General features: G+C 62.7%; 17 protein-coding genes and 2 riboswitches. Of the genes, 5 read left to right on the top strand and 12 right to left on the bottom strand.

What is annotated here, in order from left to right; genetic code table 11:
• Positions 1–69: 69 nt before the first annotated feature.
• Entirely contained in the window at positions 70–921 is an 852-nt protein-coding gene (gene ypfJ / locus OB03_RS12315) for a KPN_02809 family neutral zinc metallopeptidase (protein ID WP_461344342.1), read from the top strand.
• Between the two features lie 4 nt (positions 922–925).
• On the opposite strand, the gene OB03_RS12310 is transcribed toward ypfJ, so the two are convergent.
• The gene (locus OB03_RS12310) at positions 926–1,861 is read right to left on the bottom strand and encodes an aspartyl protease family protein (protein ID WP_461344341.1); all 936 of its coding nucleotides are present in this window, start codon (positions 1,859–1,861) and stop codon (positions 926–928) included.
• A gap of 143 nt (positions 1,862–2,004) precedes the next feature.
• On the opposite strand from OB03_RS12310, the gene thrC reads away from it, so the two are divergent.
• Positions 2,005–3,387, top strand: a complete 1,383-nt coding sequence (gene thrC / locus OB03_RS12305) for a threonine synthase (protein ID WP_461344340.1) — start codon at positions 2,005–2,007, stop codon at positions 3,385–3,387.
• Between the two features lie 3 nt (positions 3,388–3,390).
• Here thrC and OB03_RS12300 read toward each other — a convergent pair whose 3' ends face one another.
• The 3 genes from OB03_RS12300 to OB03_RS12290 are packed head-to-tail and all read right to left on the bottom strand — an operon-like array spanning position 3,391 to position 5,273.
• Complete coding sequence (locus tag OB03_RS12300; RefSeq protein ID WP_461344339.1) at positions 3,391–3,885, bottom strand: NUDIX hydrolase; 495 nt, start codon at positions 3,883–3,885, stop codon at positions 3,391–3,393.
• Entirely contained in the window at positions 3,882–4,826 is a 945-nt protein-coding gene (locus OB03_RS12295; protein WP_461344338.1) for a hypothetical protein, read from the bottom strand. Before OB03_RS12295 ends, OB03_RS12300 begins: the two co-directional genes overlap by 4 nt.
• Positions 4,827–4,877: 51 nt before the next feature.
• A complete protein-coding gene (locus tag OB03_RS12290) occupies positions 4,878–5,273 on the bottom strand; it encodes a MerR family transcriptional regulator (protein WP_461344337.1) in 396 nt (131 codons plus the stop codon).
• Positions 5,274–5,345: 72 nt separating this feature from the next.
• On the opposite strand from OB03_RS12290, the gene OB03_RS12285 reads away from it, so the two are divergent.
• Positions 5,346–6,089: a MauE/DoxX family redox-associated membrane protein gene (locus tag OB03_RS12285; RefSeq protein WP_461344336.1), complete on the top strand. Its 744-nt coding sequence runs from the start codon at positions 5,346–5,348 to the stop codon at positions 6,087–6,089.
• Between the two features lie 12 nt (positions 6,090–6,101).
• On the opposite strand, the gene OB03_RS12280 is transcribed toward OB03_RS12285, so the two are convergent.
• The 3 genes from OB03_RS12280 to OB03_RS12270 all read right to left on the bottom strand — a co-directional run bounded on the left by OB03_RS12280 (position 6,102) and on the right by OB03_RS12270 (position 9,036).
• Positions 6,102–7,049, bottom strand: a complete 948-nt coding sequence (locus OB03_RS12280) for a homoserine kinase (RefSeq protein ID WP_461344335.1) — start codon at positions 7,047–7,049, stop codon at positions 6,102–6,104.
• Positions 7,050–7,054: 5 nt separating this feature from the next.
• Entirely contained in the window at positions 7,055–8,785 is a 1,731-nt protein-coding gene (locus OB03_RS12275; RefSeq protein ID WP_461344334.1) for an amino acid kinase family protein, read from the bottom strand.
• A 125-nt stretch (positions 8,786–8,910) separates the two neighbouring features.
• Entirely contained in the window at positions 8,911–9,036 is a 126-nt protein-coding gene (locus OB03_RS12270; protein WP_461344333.1) for a hypothetical protein, read from the bottom strand.
• 196 nt (positions 9,037–9,232) lie between these two features.
• A riboswitch (SAM riboswitch) is annotated at positions 9,233–9,349 on the top strand.
• Between the two features lie 153 nt (positions 9,350–9,502).
• Between OB03_RS12270 and metX the strand changes: the two genes are divergently transcribed.
• Positions 9,503–10,507: a homoserine O-succinyltransferase MetX gene (metX, locus tag OB03_RS12265; RefSeq protein WP_461344332.1), complete on the top strand. Its 1,005-nt coding sequence runs from the start codon at positions 9,503–9,505 to the stop codon at positions 10,505–10,507.
• The gene (gene metB / locus OB03_RS12260) at positions 10,504–11,682 is read left to right on the top strand and encodes a cystathionine gamma-synthase (protein ID WP_461344331.1); all 1,179 of its coding nucleotides are present in this window, start codon (positions 10,504–10,506) and stop codon (positions 11,680–11,682) included. The genes metX and metB overlap by 4 nt, the downstream gene beginning before the upstream one ends.
• 83 nt (positions 11,683–11,765) lie before the next feature.
• On the opposite strand, the gene OB03_RS12255 is transcribed toward metB, so the two are convergent.
• The 5 genes from OB03_RS12255 to thiC all read right to left on the bottom strand — a co-directional run bounded on the left by OB03_RS12255 (position 11,766) and on the right by thiC (position 19,381).
• Complete coding sequence (locus OB03_RS12255) at positions 11,766–13,532, bottom strand: methyl-accepting chemotaxis protein (RefSeq protein ID WP_461344330.1); 1,767 nt, start codon at positions 13,530–13,532, stop codon at positions 11,766–11,768.
• A gap of 216 nt (positions 13,533–13,748) precedes the next feature.
• Entirely contained in the window at positions 13,749–15,458 is a 1,710-nt protein-coding gene (locus OB03_RS12250; RefSeq protein WP_461344329.1) for a methyl-accepting chemotaxis protein, read from the bottom strand.
• A gap of 183 nt (positions 15,459–15,641) precedes the next feature.
• The gene (locus tag OB03_RS12245) at positions 15,642–16,469 is read right to left on the bottom strand and encodes a sulfite exporter TauE/SafE family protein (protein ID WP_461344328.1); all 828 of its coding nucleotides are present in this window, start codon (positions 16,467–16,469) and stop codon (positions 15,642–15,644) included.
• A complete protein-coding gene (gene dusA, locus OB03_RS12240) occupies positions 16,466–17,488 on the bottom strand; it encodes a tRNA dihydrouridine(20/20a) synthase DusA (RefSeq protein ID WP_461344327.1) in 1,023 nt (340 codons plus the stop codon). Before dusA ends, OB03_RS12245 begins: the two co-directional genes overlap by 4 nt.
• A gap of 84 nt (positions 17,489–17,572) precedes the next feature.
• Complete coding sequence (gene thiC / locus OB03_RS12235) at positions 17,573–19,381, bottom strand: phosphomethylpyrimidine synthase ThiC (RefSeq protein WP_461344326.1); 1,809 nt, start codon at positions 19,379–19,381, stop codon at positions 17,573–17,575.
• Between the two features lie 105 nt (positions 19,382–19,486).
• A riboswitch (TPP riboswitch) is annotated at positions 19,487–19,606 on the bottom strand.
• Positions 19,607–19,637: the final 31 nt, after the last annotated feature.

Raw genomic sequence — 19,637 nt, 5'->3', positions numbered from 1 at the left:
AAAGCTTTGCTTGGCGAGCGGCGTTTGTCTGCCCTAGGCTAAAGCAAAGGTCGAACAGAGGACGGGCCAATGAAGTGGGAAGGCGGACGCCGCGGTGGCGGTATCGAGGATCGTCGTGGCGTGGGCGGCGGTGCCGTCGCGGGCGGCGGCATCGGGGCGCTGGTGCTAGCCGGCGTTCTATACTTCGTGTTCGGCATTGATCCGCAGACGACCCAACAGGTCGCCGGGCACCTCGGCGGTCTGGGTCAGGCAGGCTCGCAAGAAGGCCGAATGGGCACTCCGGCCGACGATGCCGGTCAGTTTGTCGACGTCATCGGCACCAACATCAACGATGTCTGGGCGCAAAAGCTGGAAGGCTATCGCCCGCCTGTGACGACCCTTTATGAGCAAGGCACCCAGACGGGCTGCGGTTATGGTCAGGCCGCCATGGGTCCGTTCTATTGCCCTGCGGACCAGAAGGTCTATCTGGACCTCGGCTTCTGGCAGGACCTGCAGCGCCTCGGCGGCTCAGGCGCTGACTTCGCCAAGGCCTATGTCATCGCCCACGAATATGGCCACCACGTCCAGCGCCTGATCGGGGCAACCGAACAGGTGCAGCGCGCCCAGCAAAACGCCCGTTCGCAAGCGGAGGGCAACCGCTATTCGGTGGCGCTAGAGCTTCAGGCCGATTGCTTTGCAGGGATGTGGGCGCGTAACGCGGGACTGGTCTCCAATGGCGAGGTGACCGTCACCGATAGCGATCTGGCCGAGGGCATGAAGACCGCTGCCGCCATCGGCGACGATGCGCTGCAGGGTCGCGGTGGTGGACGCGTTTCGCCAGAGAGCTTCACCCACGGTTCCTCGCAAGAACGTATGCAGTGGCTGCAGCGCGGCTATCAGACGGGCGATCCGGCCTCCTGCGACACCTTCGCCAACCTGTAGGCCCTTAGCCGATCGTCAGATCGAGCGGGCGGCTGAGATAAAGCTGGTTCTGACCTAGGTTCAGGGCCAGCTTTTTATCTTTGAACGCCGCCATACCCAAGAGTGCGTCCGGATAACCGGGCAGGTTCGACGCGGGGAAGACGGCAACACGCGCGTCGCGCCACTGCTCTTCGCCAAGCGCCACAGAGGCCACCCGCACCCAGCGCGCCTGCGTCACCCCGCCCAGCACGAGACTGGTCCCCGCCTCGGCTGCACGTCCGTCGTTCAAGCCCAGCGCTTGGGCGGAAGGTTCGGTCATCGAGAGCAAGGAAGACGCCCCCGTATCGACCACAGCCTTCAAGGGCCGTCCCTCGACCGAAACTATGGCGGCCATGGCATCGCCGGACAACTCGACGGGCACTGCCCAAAGCTCTGGTACAGGACGCCAAGCCGAAGGATCGGAGAACCGCACGCGCTTACGCTCCCAATCCAGTTCGATCACCGCCTCGCGCATAAGATCGCGACCGATAATCAAGCCAACGCCCAGCGCCGCATCCCGCGCCAGCGGACCAAGGTCCAGCAAGGCCGTCTTGAGCTTGGTGACGCGCACGCCCGGCAAGGCGACTTCGATGGTCATGCCCCGCCCGACCTGAGGCTGCCCCCCGACACCATAGGCAACGACCGGCATGTTGAATGGCGTACGCGATAGCCGCTGTCCCAAGGCCTGATCCAGCACCGAATATTGCGCACCGGAATCGATCAGCGCCCGCACGGGCCGTCCGTCGATCTGCACATCGATCACGGGCACATCGGCGATGGTCTGAAGCAGCGGATGCCAGACCTCGGCCCCCTCAAACGTCAGCTTGGGCCGCCCCCAGACAAACTGGTCCTTTAGCCAGTAGCCCGCGCCAACGGCACTGGCCGCAAACGCTCCACGCAACAGAAAGGACCGACGGTTCATCCCCCACACTTGGCCCGAATGTGCTGCGAAATCTACCACCGATGTCTGCGAGGCAACTTCTTGCGTCAAATCGCGATTTCGGGCCTTCGCAGCGCAACATAATCCATGACGCGCGCCTTCTATCAGTCTAGACATGCAGGGTGATGACCCAATCGCCTGACCAATATCTGTCGACGCGCGGCCACGCCGCAAACGAAACCTTTGCCGATGCGCTGCTGCGCGGGATCGCCCCGGATGGCGGTCTGTACATGCCGACCGCGTGGCCGACCCTTTCGAGCCTGAAACAGACAAAGGACGCCGACTATTCGGTCATTGCCCGCGAGGTTCTGACGCCATTCGTGGGCGACAGCCTCCCGGAAGGCGCGGTAGAACGTGCCGTGGCCCATCTGGTCAAAGGCTTTGACCACCCACTGGTCACACCGCTGGTTGAACTGGAATCCGGCCTGTTCGTGCTGGAGCTGTTCCGCGGCCCGACCGCCGCGTTCAAGGACCTGGCCATGCAGTTGGTCGCGGCCCTTTCTGACGAGGCGCTCGAAGCCTCGGGCGAGACGCTCACCCTACTGACCGCCACCAGCGGCGACACCGGAGCCGCCGCCGTTCGCGCCTTTGCTGGCAAGAAGCGCATCAAGCTGATCGTCCTGCATCCGCTGGACCGCGTGTCGCCCATCCAGCGCAAGCAGATGACGACGGTCGAGGCCGACAACGTCCTGAACCTCGCCGTGCGCGGGGACTTCGACGACTGCCAGCGACTTGTGAAACAGCTTCTGGCCGATGAGACTTTGCGCGAACGTGGCCGTCTGTCGTCGGTCAACTCCATCAACTGGGGCCGTCTTGCGGGTCAGATTCCGTACTATGTGTCGGCGACCCTGCAACTGGGTCAGGCCGCACACTTCGTGGTTCCGACCGGAAACTTCGGCGATGCCTTTGCCGGTATTGCGGCCCGCAAGATGGGCCTGCCCGTTGCGGGCATGACCGCCGCCGTCAACCAGAACGACGCTCTCGCTCGTGCCATTAACGAAGGCGTCTATGACCGTCGCCCCGCCGTCGAGAGCGCCAGCGTCTCCATGGACGTACAGGCCCCGTCGAACTTCGAGCGTCTGGTGTTCGAGGCCTCGGGTCGCGACGCCGATCAAACCCGCAAACTGTTCGAGGACTTTGCCGCCAACGGCACCGTCACTTTGCCCGACGACCTGCGCAAAGCCCTGACCGCAGAGACCCGCGCCGTGTCGGTTGATGAAGCCACCACTGCCGCCGAGATCCGTCACGTCTATCAGGCTTGGGGTCGCGTCGTCTGCCCGCACACGGCGGTCGCCCTGCATGCCGCCCGCAAGATGGATCGCAACGGTGCGCCGGTTGTGGCCCTGTCCACGGCCCACCCGTCTAAATTCGGTGGCTATGTCGAAAGCGTGTTGGGCATTGCGCCTGAACCGGCTCCGGTCATTGCCGCCCTTGGTGACAAGCCCGAGCGACTGTCGGTTATTGATAGCGACTATGCCTCGGTCCGCGATGCCGTTGGTAGCTTTTAACGCCTACCCCTCGGCTCTGGCCAGAAACAGCGCTAGGGCCGACAGGGTAAAGCCGTCCTCGATCATCCCGCTCGACAGGGCCGCGTTCAGTTGCGCGAGGGGTAAAAGCCTGCGTCCCGCAGCTTCCTGATCCGGCTCGGCATGCGGGGTATCAGGCGCAATACGCGCCACAAACAGCGCGATACGCGACGACATAATCCCCGTATTGGGCCGCACATGACCCAGGGGGCTAAAGGCCTCTAGCGGCAGGTCGTAACCGGTTTCTTCTTTCAGCTCGCGCTGTGCGCAGGTGAGGGCAACCTCGCCCGCCTCGCCAAAACCGCGCGGGATTTCGAGGGTCAGTTCACGCCCCTGCGAAGGGCGCTTCATCTCCAGAAGCAGGATGTCGTCGCCGACGAGCGGGAGCACCGCTGCCCCCTCGCCTCCCGTGTTTTCCTCAACGATGTGGAACAGCCCGTCCTTTACGACGCGGAACCACGGGTTTTCATAGACGATCATCGTATCTCTATCCCCATGGACTGGGTCAGGCGCGGATACAGGCCGAACCAGTTCCGGCGTGTCGCCCAGTTAAACGATGTATCCTGAAGTTTGTTCTCGACAAAGCTGGCGGCTTCCTCGGTCAGGAACTCCACCAACTGACCTGCGCCGAAGGCGGTAATCAGGTCAAAACCCTTGAGGGCATAGTCGAACAGCTTCTTCTGCTCGCTGAACGCCACCGCCCCGACGCCGAGGTTCAGCAAGGCGGGCGGCAACCGGTCCAGAACCCCGATCCGATCCATCACAAAAGCCTCGCCCGACGCCACGAACAGGCCGTTATAGCAGGCGTCGATCACCTCCAGCTTGAACTGGCCCGCGTCGGCACCCAATAGATCCTCGCTGGCCTGATACCAGAGCGAGCGCGAGCCCAGTTCCGGTGCCCGGTCCATCAGGCTTTGAAGTGGCTCTTCCAGCTCCACCCGCTGGGTCCGCCACTGTTCCAGCGAGGGCGAGGCCGCAACGGCATCCGACAAGGCCGCGCTGTTCAGGCTGACCGGCGAATAGGTCGGTCTGATGCGTCGTAGATTGCGATCCAGCGTATGCAGTTCAGCCTTGAAATGCGCCAGATCCAGCCCTGCCAGGTCCTGCTTGCGGCACTGGAAGCGCGTCAGATAGTGGTGCGGCGGCAGGTTGTCGAAATAGTCCTCGATAGATTCCGGTGCCGCATTGCCCGGCACACGCACGACCAGACCGCCGCGCCCTTCCTTGCTGCCCGACCACCGCTGGATCAGCGGATTGTCTAGCAGCCGTCCCATGCCCGCATTATCCAGAAGCAGGTTCGGCGTTAGGATCGCCCCCTTGGACAGGGCAATCGACATCAAGAACCGCTTTTCCAGCTCCAGAAGCGACAACCGGCGAACCGGATCGCAATTGGCCAGAAACATCTTTTCTTTGAACAGCATACTTCACCCACCTGCCCCTGTTCTAGGGACGGGCAAGGCGATGGTCCAGCCTCAGGCGGGGGCGGTTTCGAAGGCTTCCAGGATCGGACAGCACTGGCCCGCCCCGCTTTCGCAGCGGTTGGCCAGTTCACCCAGCGCGGCCTTAACGGCCTTGAGTTCGCGAAGACGTTGGTCGATTTCCGCCAGTCGTTCGCGGGCCAAATGCAGGACTTCGCTGCGATCACGTTCGGGATCGAGCGCCGTCAGTTCAGCGATCTGGGCGAGGGTAAATCCTGCCCGCTGGGCCGAGCGGATGAAGTTCAGCCGCTTCAGGTCCTCATCGCCATAAAGCCGATAGCCCTCGCCGCGCGGGGGCGTCGGCATCAGTCCGCGCCGCTGGTAAAACCGCACGGTTTCCACGCCGACATCGGCAGCGTTTGCCAGTTGGCCAATCGTCATATCGGGCATGGTTGACTCCGTACCATGGTACGGGGCGTACATAGGTCGCCGTTAAACACGTTCAAGACAGGAGCGCCGCGCATGGCTGCACCCCAAAAGACCGCCGTCCTGTATCGGATGGCCATCGGCAAGAGCATGTGTCCGTGGGGACTCCGTGCCAAATCCCTTTTGAAGTCCAAGGGTTACACGGTCGAGGACCACCTGCTGCTCACGCGCGAGGAAACCGACGCGTTCAAGGCGCAGCATGATGTTAAATCCACGCCGCAGGTGTTCATCGACGGCACCCGCATCGGCGGCTTTGATGATACGCGCCGCCATCTCAGCGTGAAAGTCGCCGATCCGAAATCGACGACCTATACGCCGGTGCTGATGGTGTTTTTGGTCACCGCGCTGATGGCGATGGCAGTCAGCTATGCGGCCTATCAGACGCCCTTTACCGTGCACGCCGCCGAGTGGTTCATCAGCCTCAGCATGTGTGCGCTGGCGATGTTGAAACTGCAGAACCTCGACGGCTTTGCCACCGGCTTTTTGAACTATGACCTGCTGGCCCGCGGCTGGGTGCCCTATGCGTGGATCTACCCGTTTGCGGAACTGGGGGCAGGCGTTCTGATGACGGCCCATGTGCTGACGTGGATTTCCGCCCCCGTCGCCCTATTCATCGCCACCATCGGCGCATGGTCGGTGTTCAAGGCCGTCTATCTGGACAAGCGCGAACTGAAATGCGCCTGCGTGGGTTCGGACAGCCGCGTGCCGCTGGGTGCCCTGTCGCTGATGGAAAACATCATGATGATCGGCATGGCCATCTGGATGCTGGCCCGCCTGTGAGGCGCTCCCCCGTCAGGCTTTGACGGGGGACTTCCACCACTGCATCCGGTTCCAGAACGGAGCCGGATCCTTTGGCGTCACAAAGTGCACCGGATCGTGGAACAGGCGATCGTGCAGACGCGTAAGCGTAAAGCGCACCACCGAGGCCTGACCCAAGAGTGGCAATAGTTCCGCCTCTAGTGCCGACAGCGGGCGAACCGATTCATAGCCCGCCCGGAAGGCCGCCAGTGCGGCCTCGTCCGGAGTGCCCTCGGCGTCAAAGCCCCATGCGCTGAGCGCAATCGCCAGATCATAGGCCAGAGCGCCGGTGCAGCCGAAGTAGAAGTCGATCACCCCACCGATATCGTCGCCATCAAACAAGACATTGTCGGGGAAGTAGTCGGCGTGGATCGCCCCTTGCGGCAGCAGGGAAGGATCGAACAGATTTTCCAACTCGGGCATCAGCCGCTCAATCTGGTCGAGCATGGCGGCATCCGCGCCCGAAGCCCGTTCGGCGCTGCGGTCGGCCAGTTCGCGCCAGCGACGCGGACCGACAGGATTATCGCGCGTCTGACCAAAGCCGCGGGCCTTCAGATGAAGGTCCGCCAGCGTCGCACCCGCCAGATGGATGTCGGCCACTTCGGGACGGCGTCTCCATGCGCCCAAGGCCCATTCCACCAGAGCGGCGGGTCGGCCTTTCAGCTCGCCCTGCAAACGCCCGTCCAGATCGGCGACCGGCGACGGCGTGGCAAAACCCGCCGCCCCCAGATGCTGCATCAGCCCGAGGCAGTAAGGCAGGCCCGCCTGCTCCTCACGCCCTTCGAACAGGGTCAGGACATAGGCGCTGTCGCGGGTCCGGACGCGATAGTTCGTGTTCTGGACACCCTCGGCAATCGGCGTGAATTCAATCACTTCCGATATAGGCCAAGCCTTGAGAAAGGCCTGGGCCTCGGCTTCCAGAACAGGCGTGAAAACTGCCATAGGGTTTAGACCAACTCTGCCGCTGCGCGTCGTGCGCGGACGATATCGGCCACATCGGCCAGAACGCTTTCCGTCGTCGCCCAGCGACCAGCCCCGCGTCCTTTGCACAGCCAAACACGACCGTCCGCGCCGTGAACCTTGAGCGCATTACGCTCGCCGTTCAAGGACTGGAACAGGGCATCTTCGAGGTTGTCGTTAAGGCGTACGCTGGCATCCAGTTGGCCATCCTTGGCGAAGCAGGCACCGATCTGGCGCACCGGTGCATGACCGACCGGGGTTGCCGCCGACAGCACATCACTGGGCACGTTTTCCGGCACGCGGCCAAAGGCTTCGTAGGACAGCAGTTTGACCTTGGCGGCGGCGTCCCGGCCCTCGAGGTCCGACGACGGATCTTCCTCGGCAAAGCCTGCGGCCCGGGCATCGGCCAGAGCGTCGGCAAAGGCAGCACCCGCGCCCAGACGCTCCAGCATAAAGTTGACCGTGCCGTTCAGAACGGCCTCGAAACCGGCGACCTCACCCGCCGCACGGGCGGCACGCAGCGTCTCGATCATGGGCGAGCCACCGCCGACCGAGGCCGACCAAGCCACGCGGGCCCCATTGGTATCGGCCAGTTTTTCCAGGCCTTCCGGATCAAGCGCAACAGCCTGTTTATTGGCGCTGACCACGTCGCAGCCCTGTTCCAGAGCACGGCGGATCAGGTCGTGTCCGGCCTGACCTTCGGATAGGGCCTCGACCACCAGATCGGGCTTCTTGGCCAACAGGGCATCGACGTCATTGCTGAAGAGTTCCTGCGGACAGTCCACATCGCGGCGCTTGAACGGATCGCGCACCAGGACGCCGACCACCTCGAAGCCGTTGTCCCATAGCAGGCGGTTCAGCAGACCACCGCCGACCACGCCGCAACCCGCGACCACCACTTTCAGCGGCTTTTCAACCGACACCGGACCCGGAGGGGCGTTGCGGTGACCCACCACCGTACCCTCGGCCCGGCCAAGCGCAGCGACTTCGATTTCCACATTGCGCTTTTCGCCAAGGTCGATGGCGTCGTGCTGGACCAGCGCGCCACCCAGTTGGCGGGCCGTCTCCCACGAGGCACGGCGGTAACGCTGTGGCGTGCCCGACGAACAGGCCGGATCGCGGTCGTACAGGCCGTCCACGTCCTTGACCAAACGCACCTTGTCCAGACCCAGTTCTGCCGCCAGAACCACCGCCGTCAGGTCCGAACCGCCACGCCCCAGCAAGGCCACACGGCCACATTCACGCACCGCGCCAAAGCCCGGAACCACCACCACTTCGTGCTGAGCCAATGCCTCGCGCAGGCTGTTGTTCTTCAAGGCCACCGGACGGGCGTGCTGCGAAGGACCTTCTGCCGAAATGCCCAGTTGCTGTACCGACAGGCCCACTGCGTCCAGACCCACACGGTCGCAGGCGATAGCCACCAAAGCTGCTGCACGCTCCTCGCCCAGAACCACATAGGCCGGCAGGAGTTCGTTGTCGTGATCCAGACCCAGAGCGCGGGCCTCGCCCAGCAGCTTGTCCGTCTCGCCTGCCAGTGCCGACACCACCGCGACGACCTTACGGCCGCGACGGACATGGCCATAGATTTCGCTGGCGACGGCGGGGGCGTCGGCCGGGCTTTTGAGGACCGATGAGCCAAATTTCAGCACCACCACATCGGCATCAAGCGCGAGCTGCGGTTTCTGGTTTTCGGCGACGAGGGCGAGGTTGGCGGACATGGGCGTTTTCCTGGGGTCGGTATTCGGTTCGGGAAGGAAGGGGGTGGGCTCGGGGCAATAAAAAACCCGCCTCGGGTGCTCCGGGCGGGGTTCGGGTTTCTTGCTTTTCGCCTGCTTGGCGCGCGTCAACCTGTTCCCGCCCGGATGGGCATGGTGGTGGTACCGATAGTGGTGGTGCCGGTCATGACGGACATGGCAATGCCCGTCGCCGAAGCGATCAGGGTCAGGCCAATCATGTCGATGAGGTTCACCACGTCAGGCGTCCAAGGTTGCGTTTAACTTCATCCTAGGTTGAGCGACGATGCTGCATTGCGTCAACCCCCTTTCAGCAAATTTTTTCAAAATCCGCCTGCCGGAGATAAGTTTGAGCGCCAGTTGGCCGCTAAGATTGCGAATGGGGTGAAATTTTTCACTTGACCGGCGGTCGCTCAGTCAGCAGTTTGACATCACTCATCAAGACCGACCGAGGGATTAGGCCCTTTGACGTCGGGGCAACCATCGGGTTCCGCCCGAAACGGTGCCAACTCCTGCGGGGTCCTTTCCAAGGGCCGCGAGAGATGGGTGGAGCGTCGAAAAGGCGGCGCGCCACGGGTCTGTCACTGCAAGTGTTTCGGGGTGAGCCGAGACTGAGACGCAGAGCAAAAGACCCCGGCAATGACCTTGGCCCTGATCCCGAATGAGACGACCAAAACCGACCCTTCCTGTCGGCAAAAACCAGTGCGTCGTCCCTCCGAGCTGCTCAGCCGTGACGGGGCCCATGACGTGTTCGTTCCGATCCCCGAGGACTTCGAACTCGATTTCGGCGGCACGCTGACCCAGAAGCAGGTTGTCGGTCGCCTGCACGGCAAGGCCAACGCCCCGCTGGTCGTCGTCGCAGGCGGCATATCGGCAGACCGCTATGTGCACCGCACCGAGACCAAGGGCCTTGGCTGGTGGTCGGGTGCCGTCGGCGTTCGCGCCCCGATCGACCTGACCCGCTATCGCGTTCTTGCTTTTGATTTTGCTCCTGAATTCGGCACTAATGTCACCGAGCCCAAGCAGCCGCTGACCATCACCACCCAGGATCAGGCCCGCCTGCTGGCGCTGTTGCTGGACCATCTGGGTGTCGAAAAGGTCGCCGCCTTCATCGGCTGTTCCTACGGCGGCATGATCGCGCTGGCCTTTGGTGAGCTTTTCCCCGACTGGGCCAACCAACTTGTGGTCGTCTCTGCTGCCCACCGCCCTCACCCGCTGGCCACCGCATGGCGCGGCATCCAGCGCCGGATCCTTGAGCTGGGCGTGGAGACGGGCCGCGTCGATCAAGCCATCGGTCTAGCTCGCGAACTGGCCATGACCACCTATCGCACCCCTGACGAATTCGGTCAGCGGTTCGACAGCGAAGCCCCCAGCCATGCGGGTCAGGCGTATCCCGTCTGCGACTATCTGAAGTCGCGCGGCAGGGCGTACCGCGACCGTACCACGCCGTCGCGCTGGCTGACGCTATCGGACTCCATCGACCGTCACCGCGTCGAGCCGGAAGCCATCACCGCCCCCGTCACCCTGATCGGTTTCAACAGCGACCGCCTGTGCCCGATCGAGGACATGGAAGAGCTGGCCAACCGCCTTCCCAACCTGTTCCGCTTTGTGAAAGCGGACTCCATTTACGGCCACGACGCCTTCCTGAAGGAAGACAAGTTCGTGGGCGAAATCCTGACCTCAGTACTGAAGGACGTAGACCAATGACCAGCGCCCGTACCGCCGATCCCCGCACCATCGCTGCCCGCACGGGCGTCGATACCGATACGGCCCACGGCTCGGTCATGCCGCCGCTCTATCTGTCGTCCAACTATTCGTTCGCAGGCTTCGACCAGAAGCGCCAGTACGACTATTCGCGCTCGGGCAACCCGACCCGAGACGTTTTGGCCGAGACGCTCGCCGAACTGGAAGGCGGCGCGGGCGCTGTCATCACCGCAACCGGCATGGCTGCTGTCGACCTGCCGCTCAGCCTGTTGTCGCCCGATGATCTGCTGATCGCTCCACACGACTGTTACGGCGGCACGCACCGCCTGCTGTCCGCCCGCGCCCGCAAAGGCCACTTCCGTGTCGCGTTCGTGAACCAGAACGATGGCGCAGCTTTGGATGCGGCATTGGCCGATGGTGCCAAGCTGGTGCTGGTGGAGACGCCCTCCAACCCGCTGCTGCGTGTGACCGACATCGCCGATGTCGCGCGCCGCGCCCATGCTGCGGGTGCCAAGGTTGTGGCGGACAACACCTTCCTGTCTCCGGCGCTGCAGAACCCGCTTTCGCTGGGCGCGGACATCGTCGTCCACTCAACCACCAAATACATCAACGGCCACTCCGATGTTGTCGGCGGTGCCGTCATCAGTGCCGATCCGGAAGTGCATCAGGAACTGGCATGGTGGGCCAACTGTCTGGGCATTACCGGCTCGCCATTCGATGCCTACCAGACCCTGCGCGGCCTGCGCACCCTGTTCACCCGCATCGAACGCCAACAGGCGACCGCGACCAAGCTGGCGAAGGTGCTCGAAGCCCACCCCGCCGTGGCCGCCGTCCACTATCCGGGCCTGAAATCGCATAGCGGCCACGAACTGGCCGCCCGCCAGCAGCGCGGCTTTGGCGCAATGCTCAGCTTTGAACTGCTGGGCGGTCAGGCGTCGGTTTGCTCCGTGATCGACGCGCTGGATATCTTCACGTTGGCCGAGTCGCTGGGCGGCGTCGAAAGCCTGATCGCCCACCCCGCCACCATGACCCACGCCGCCATGACGCCTGAAGCCCGTGTCACCGCTGGCATCACCGAAGGACTGGTGCGTATCTCGGTGGGTCTGGAGCATGAAGACGACATCATCGCCGATCTGGTCGCGGCGCTCGATTCCGTGGTGGTAAGTCAGGCGGCCTGATCCCCTTACCTGACCCGACCACGCAAAAGCCCCCTCGGATCATCACCGAGGGGGCTTTCTTATTTGCCGGTATCAATAAAGGATCAGGCGGCCAGTTGTTGCAGACGGGCGCGGTTGATCTCGAACTGCTGCATCAGACGATCCAACTCGGCAGCGTCCTGCGCCAGCGAACGGCTGGCTGCCGTCGATTCCTCGACCATGGCTGCGTTCTGCTGGGTGACCTGATCCATTTGCGACACCGCCACATTGACCTCGGCCAGACCGGTCGATTGTTCGCGCGAGGAACTTTCGATCTCGACCGCGATGCGGGTGAGATTGCCGATCTGGTCAGCAATCTTCTGCAGGGCCAAACCGGTCTCATTGACCAGATTGACGCCCTGCCCAACCTGCTGGGTAGACGCCTGGATCAAGCTCTTGATCTCCTTGGCAGCCTCGGCCGAGCGCTGCGCCAGAGCCCGCACTTCCGATGCCACGACGGCAAAACCGCGACCCGCATCGCCTGCGCGCGCAGCTTCGACACCGGCGTTCAGGGCCAGAAGGTTGGTTTGGAAGGCGATCTCGTCGATCACGCCGATGATGGCGCCGATCTGGTTCGACGACTGCTCGATCTGGTCCATAGCGGCGACAGCGCGGTTGACGACCACCTGACCGTCGTTGGCATAGGTTTGCGAGGCGCGCACCATATTACCGGCCTCGGCAGCACCCTCCGCCGATCGGGCGACGGTCGATGTGATCTGTTCGACGGCAGCGGCGGTTTCTTCCAACGAAGCAGCCTGCTGCTCGGTACGGCGCGAGAGGTCTTCGGCCGCTTCGCTGATCTGGTGCGCGGCGGCACCGATGGCCGACGAACGGTCGATGATGATGGCGACGGCGGTTTCCAGCTTTTCAGCGGCCGCGTTGAAGTCAGCCTTCAGCGGAGCGGCGTTGCCGGTGATGTTGGTGTGGATACGGTGGGACAGGTCGCCCTTGGCCAACGCTGCCAGACCATCGGCCAGAGCCTCGACTGCCACACGGGATTCTTCAGCGGCCTTGGCGCGTTCCGACTCGACACGGGCGCGTTCTTCGTCACGCGCCGCACGGGCCTGTTCGGTTTCCGCCGCCAGTTTGCGGTTCTCGATGGCCTGCTCCTTGAAGGTTAGGACAGCCGAGGCCATCTGGCCGATCTCGTCCTTGCGGCCCGTCGCCGGAATGGCGACTTCAAGGTCGCCGTGAGCCAGACGGTCCATAGCGCGGGTCATGGCCACAACCGGCTTGGACAGTGTGCCGGTCAGCCAGAAAGCCGAAAGTATGGCGATGGCGAAGGCGATCGCACCGCCGACCACGAAGGCTGTATAGGCCTGCACATAGGCGACCTTGGTGCGCTCGGCATTCTCCGCGTCGATCTCGATCAGGGCGTTCAGAACCGCACGACCGTTGCGCTTTACCTCGACGATGTCGCCGGTGCCATCGACGGTCAGTTCGTCGAGAATGACCGCACGCTGCTCAGGATCAGCAGACAGGGCCATGCGGTTGCGCGCATCGGCGATGAAGGCTTCACCATCCTTGGACAGTACAGCCTGTTGTTCCCTGAACATGCCGTCAACGTCGGCAGCGGCCAGATTGGCAACGCCGGTATTATAGGCCTGAACGTACTCGTCGAAGGCTTTGCTGAATTCGGGTTTTTGGGTCGCGATGTAGGTACGCTGGGTCAGCTGCTCGTTAAGGAGCGCAACTTGCACCTCGGTGATCGCGGCCGTGATGTCCTTGGCGCGACGCACTTGGTCTTGGGCGTGTTGGATCGCCAGCACGGCCCAAAGCACGACGAGCGTGGCTGCGCCACAAGCGGCAATAACCGCCGCAAAAGAGAGCACCAATTTCTTTGGCACTGACAAATTTTGAATGAACATCGATCGGTTACTTGTACAACAAAGTTACGATCGGCGTTCCTAGAACGGATGTCTATTTCAAAGCTTAGCAGTAATATACGTGTATTTACATAGGCGTTTGAATAGTGCGGTTATCAAAATAACAAAACTATCTCGATAACCGCACTATTTCATTTCCGCCAACCAGCCAGTTTGCTGCCGTTAGGCCGCTGCAGCAGCGCGTTGATGGCGGGAAATCTGGAACTGACCCATCAGTCGATCCAGATCGGATGCGTCTTGAGCCAACGAACGGCTTGCGGCAGTTGCTTCTTCAACCATAGCGGCGTTTTGCTGGGTGACCTGATCCATCTGGCTGACGGCCACGTTAACCTCTGCCAGTCCGGTCGCCTGCTCCTTCGAGGACGACTCGATCTCGACGGCGATGGTGGTTAGATTGGTAATCTGGACAGCGATACGTTCCAGCGCCTTGCCGGTCTCGTTGACCAGATCCACGCCTTGCCCGACTTGTTGGCCCGACGCCTGGATGAGCGTTTTAATTTCTTTCGCAGCTTCCGCAGAACGCTGGGCCAGAGCGCGGACTTCCGATGCGACGACCGCGAAGCCACGCCCGGCATCACCGGCACGCGCCGCTTCGACACCGGCGTTCAGTGCCAGCAGGTTGGTCTGGAAGGCGATTTCATCGATCACGCCGATGATCGCGCCGATCCGGTTGGACGATTCCTCGATCTGGCCCATCGCCGAGACGGCGCGGTTCACGACGGTCTGACCCTCGGTGGCGTATTGCTGCGATGAGCGCACCATCGAACCGGCTTCCAGAGCGCCTTCGGCAGAGCGGGCGACGGTTGAAGTGATCTGTTCGACAGCGGCAGCCGTTTCCTCCAGCGAGGCGGCCTGCTGTTCGGTACGGCGCGACAGGTCGTCAGCGGCTTCGCTGATTTGATGCGCAGCAGCACCGATGGCCGACGCGCGGTCGATGATGATGGAGACGGCGGTTTCCAGTTTCTCGGCCGAAGCGTTGAAGTCGGCCTTCAGGACAGCGGCATTACCGGTGATGTTGGCGGTAATGCGGTGGGTCAGATCGCCCCGCGCCAGCGCCGCCAGACCTTCGGCCATGGCTTCGACGGCCACGCGGGCCTCTTCGGCCGCCTTGGCGCGCTCGGTCTCGACCTTGGTGCGTTCTTCTTCGCGGGCGGCCCGGGCCTGCTCGGTTTCCGCAGCCAGACGACGGTTTTCCTGTGCCTGTTCCTTGAAGGTCAAAACTGCATCGGCCATCTGGCCAATCTCGTCCTTGCGACCCACTGCTGGAATGGCGACTTCCAGATCCCCATGCGACAGACGATCCATAGCGCGGGTCATGGAGACGACCGGCTTGGACAGGGCCGAAATCAGCCAAAGAGCCGAAGCCACGGCAATCGCCAGCGCCAGAGTACCCCCGGCAACGAAGGTCACAAACGCCTGACGGAAGGCTGCATCGCGAGCCTTTTCCGCCTTAGTGTCGATCGCCTCGACGCCGCGCAGGACCGCAGCGCCCGGTGCGCGCACGGCCGTGATACGGCCCTTGGCCGCAAGGCTGGCCACGCTCGCCGCGTGCTGTTCAGGGTCGCTCGCTTGAGCCATCATCTGGCGGGCTTCGTCGGTGAAGGCCTTGCCAGCTTCGGCCAGCGCCTTCTGCTCTTCGACAAACTGGCCGTTGACGTCGGCGACCGCAAAATCGGCCAGCGCCGCCGTAAAGGCGGTGGTGTGCTCTTCAAACCCTTCTTTGAAGTCTTCGTTCGGGACCGCCACATAGCCGCGGAGGTTCAACTGCTGGTTCAGCAGCGCGACCTGCACCTGCTGGATGCGGTCCGAAATCTCGCGAGCCTCGGACTGACGCTGGTCAGCATTCTGGATGGCAAGGAGAGCGAAGAACACAAGCGAGGTCGCAAGCCCGCAGGCCGCTATGACGGCGGCGAACGAGAGAACCAATTTCTTGGGTACTGAGAGGTTTTGTAGCACGGGGGAGTGACTCGGAAACGCAAATCTGACTGCGCTCCCGATACCGCTATCCGTCTGTTCTAAAGCTTAGCAATAGGGCTGGGTAATCTACTTACGACTTTAGGCTAATGCTTTGAATACAACTAAAAAAGCCGTGCCTGCCAGATAAAGCGCAAAGGCGCGTCGAAGTTTCTTACGATCCAGCCTGTGCGCCAGTCGCGCACCGTAGGGCGCTGTCCATCCGGTCAGCAAACCCATGATGATTGCCGCCGGAATATTGACGTATCCCAGCGTCAGCGGCGGAACTCCGCTGCCCCCCCAGCCGAACACCAGATAGCCGAAGGATGCTGCCGCACCGATAGCCAGACCAAATCCCGACGAGGTCGCCACCGCTTGATGGATCGGCCTGCCGCACAGGGTCATGGTCAGGCCACCGAAGCTGCCCCCGCCAATCCCCATCATGGCGCTAAGCGTGCCGATGACACTGGCAACAACTCGGCGTCCCCAACCTGTGGGCAGGTCCTTGCGCACGGTGATGTGTTCTGGAAGCAGCCCCATCTGCACCGCAATGGCGATCAGACATACGCCATAAACAATCGCCAGTGCCGACATCGGCGAACCACCGGCGATGAAGGCACCTACCAGACCGCCAAACGCCACCCAAGGGGTCCAGGTCTTGAGCACTACCTCGTCGACTGCACCGTGTTTGCGGTGCGTGGCCAATGATCTCACGGACGTGGCGACAATGGTCAAAAGGCTGGTGCCGATGGCGACGTGCAGATTGTGCTCTCCGCCGACGCCCAGAACGCTGAAGGCATAGAAGAGCGCAGGCACCAGAACCGTGCCGCCACCCACGCCGAACAGCCCCCCGATGACACCGGCAATGGCTCCTGCCCCGACAAGGGCAGCCAGCATCATCACCAGTTCCATCGCGGAGACGTCGGTCACGCGGCTTCGTCGTCCTGAGCGCGGCGGGCTTCGGCTTCGCGGACGGCGTCGATGGCGCGATCCAGCACGTCGAGGCCTGCGCCCGACTTAACACCTTCAACCGTCAGGATACGGCGGAAGGCCCGCGCGCCCGGGCGACCATGCATGGAGCCCAGCATGTGGCGGGTCATCGACACGAGGCTGGCACCCTTGGCCAGTTGCTCGGCCATGTAGGATTTATAAGCTTCGAAAGCGTCGAAAATGTCGGTATCGGCAACGTCCTCGCCATAGATCAGGCGGTCGGCCTGACCCAGCAGCGATGGCTCGTGATAGGCGGCACGGCCGATCATCACGCCGTCCAGTTGCACACCGTCATAGGGTTGCAGCAGTTGCAGCGCCTGTTCCAGTGTGGCGATGCCACCATTGATGCCGATGGTCAGGTGCGGGCGCTCCTTCTTGAGGCGCTTCACCAGATCATAATCGAGCGGAGGAATGTCGCGGTTTTCTTTGGGCGACAGGCCCTTCAGCCACGCCTTGCGGGCGTGGACGGTAAAGTCGGTAATGCCGACCTTGGCGCATTCATCGACCGTGGCGAACAGGCTCTCGTTCGGGTCTTGCTCATCGACGCCAATGCGGCATTTGACCGTGGCCGGCACCGAGACGGCAGCCTTGATGGCGGTCATGCACTCGGCCACCAGTTCCGGCTCCTTCATCAGGCAGGCACCGAACCGGCCCGACTGTACGCGGTCCGACGGGCAGCCGACATTCAGGTTGATCTCGTCATAGCCGTAGTCCTCGCCAATCTTGGCGGCCTCGGCCAACTGTTTGGGATCAGACCCGCCCAGTTGCAGCGAGATCGGATGTTCAACATCCGAGAACCCCAGCAGATAGTCGCGGTCGCCGTGGATGACGGCGGGCGCGGTGACCATCTCGGTATAGAGCAGCGTCCGTTTCGACAGCGCACGGTGAAACGCCCGGCAATGCCGGTCGGTCCAGTCCATCATCGGGGCGACGGACAATCTGTGCGCGGGATAGATCATAAACTTGGATGTACGCTGGGGAAGTTACGGCGACCCTATACGCGAGCGGGCCGCCGTAACCAAGCCAGCGGTTAGGCTAGCTCCTTAGGCGGGCTCGCGCACACTGACATACAGGTCGCCGCCATCGCGGTATTTGGCGGACATTTCGGCCATGCCTTCTTCGGCCTTGGCGGCATCGCGGATGTCGTGGCTGATCTTCATGGAACAGAATTTCGGCCCGCACATGGAGCAGAAATGCGCCACCTTGTGCGCCTCTTTCGGCAGGGTCTGGTCGTGGAAGGACCGCGCCGTGTCGGGGTCCAGCGACAGATTGAACTGGTCCTCCCAGCGGAACTCGAAGCGCGCGCGGGACAGGGCATCGTCGCGCAGCTTGGCCGCCGGATGGCCCTTGGCGAGATCGGCCGCGTGGGCGGCGATCTTATAGGTGATGACCCCGACCTTCACATCGTCGCGGTCTGGCAAACCAAGGTGCTCCTTAGGGGTGACGTAGCAAAGCATCGCCGTGCCGAACCAGCCGATCATGGCCGCACCTATCCCTGATGTGATGTGGTCATAGCCCGGCGCAATGTCGGTCGTCAGTGGGCCAAGCGTATAGAAGGGAGCTTCTCCGCAGACCTGAAGTTGCTTGTCCATGTTCTCCTTGATCTTGTGCATTGGCACATGGCCCGGCCCCTCGATCATGACCTGACAGTCGTGCTTCCACGCGATTTGCGTCAACTCGCCCAGCGTCTCGAGCTCGGCAAACTGGGCGGCGTCATTGGCATCGGCAATCGAGCCGGGGCGAAGGCCATCGCCAAGCGAGAAGGACACGTCATAGGCGCGCATGATCTCGCAGATTTCCTCGAAATGCTCGTAGAGGAAGCTCTCGCGGTGATGGTGCAGGCACCACTTGGCCATGATCGAGCCGCCGCGCGAAACGATGCCGGTCACGCGATTGGCAGTCAGGTGGATGTGCTTTAGACGCACGCCCGCATGGATGGTGAAATAGTCCACGCCCTGCTCGGCCTGTTCGATCAGGGTGTCGCGGAACACCTCCCACGTCAGATCCTCGGCAATGCCGTTCACCTTCTCCAGAGCCTGATACAGTGGCACCGTGCCGATGGGCACAGGGGCGTTGCGGATGATCCATTCGCGGATGTTGTGGATGTTACGGCCCGTCGACAGGTCCATCACCGTGTCCGCGCCCCAGCGGATGGACCAGACCATCTTGTCCACTTCCTCGGCCATAGATGAGGTCACAGCCGAGTTGCCGATATTGGCATTGATCTTCACGAGGAAGTTTCGGCCAATCGCCATCGGCTCCAGTTCGGGGTGGTTGATGTTGGCGGGGATAATGGCGCGGCCACGGGCGATCTCGTCGCGCACGAACTCCGGCGTCACGAAGTCGGGGATGGCGGCACCGAAGCTCTCGCCGTCGCGCTGCATCTGCTCGCGCATCTGCTGGCGGCCGAGGTTTTCGCGGATGGCGACGAACTCCATCTCGGGCGTGATGATGCCTGCGCGCGCATAGGCCAGTTGCGTCACCGCCTTGCCCGTTTTGGCTCGGCGCGGCGCGTTCTTCAGCGGAAACTCCGGCGTCATCTTCTCGGGCGAGACAAAGCCGTTGTCGGCGGGCTGGATGGTTCGGCCCTCGTAGAGTTCGGTGTCGCCCCGCGCCTCGATCCAGCTTTCGCGCAGACGTTTCAGACCGCGTTCGATGCTGATGCGCTCAGCAGGATCGGTATAGGGGCCGGACGCGTCATAAACCGTCACTGGCGGCTCGTTGGCGGTGGGGTGGACGGAAATCTCGCGCAAGGGCACGCGGATGTCGGGGTGCAGCACGCCGGCCTTGAACACCTTGGTGGAGGCGGGCAGCGGTCCGGTCGTTACGGTCAGTTGGGTTTGGGTCGTCATGTCAGGCTCCTTGCCCGAAGGCGTTGGAGACCCAGCACGAACTGGAAGGGGGAATGGGCGTATCGGGACGCAACTGTCGCCGGAATCGCGCCGGACCTGTCGCGCCAAAAGGCACCCGCACCGTCCCTACGCCAGTGTGAACTGGATCAGGTTCATAGGGTCCCTGCGCTGCCGGTTGGCGTAGCAGTATCTCAGCCCCTTTGCGGGACACCCCTGGTGAGGCCTGATGTGTGGGATGGATTGCCCGCCCTGTCAA

This window comes from Brevundimonas sp. GN22 (genome assembly GCF_054824005.1).
Note: the sequence above shows the minus strand (reverse complement) of the source record. Positions and strands in the feature narration are given on the sequence as shown.